Genomic DNA, 366 nt, shown 5'->3' on the forward strand with positions numbered 1-366 from the left:
ATTCCTGATCCATGATGGTGATCATGCCATCCATGACCATGACGCGAATGCGTTCGTCTTCAAGCTCCTTTTCAAGGCGCTTGATCTTCTGTTCCGGGGTTTCTTCCGATTTTGACATGGCGGTATGCCTCGCTGTGGACCAGTCAAGCTTATCATGTTTGCGCAACCACTTCAGGACCGTACTTCTTCCCTGAATGCCATACCGCGATTGCGCCTGCTTATAGGTCATCTCGCCTTTTTCGACCTGATCAACAACGGCCAATTTAAAGCCCATGTTGTAGTCCCGTTGTGTGCGCTTGCGGCGCTCTGTACCTGAACTCGACATTGTCTGCTCCTATAGCTGACAACGTATTTCAGGACGAGACA

General features: G+C 50.3%; 1 pseudogene. It reads right to left on the reverse strand.

Going from position 1 to position 366, the window contains the following annotated elements:
- Window positions 1-325 (reverse strand): annotated as a pseudogene (locus TALK_RS21915) (IS3 family transposase); the annotation flags it as partial.
- Window positions 326-366: the final 41 nt, after the last annotated feature.

The sequence above is a fragment of the Thalassospira alkalitolerans genome (assembly GCF_002115745.1).
In the GTDB taxonomy this organism is placed as follows: Bacteria; Pseudomonadota; Alphaproteobacteria; order Rhodospirillales; family Thalassospiraceae; genus Thalassospira; species Thalassospira alkalitolerans.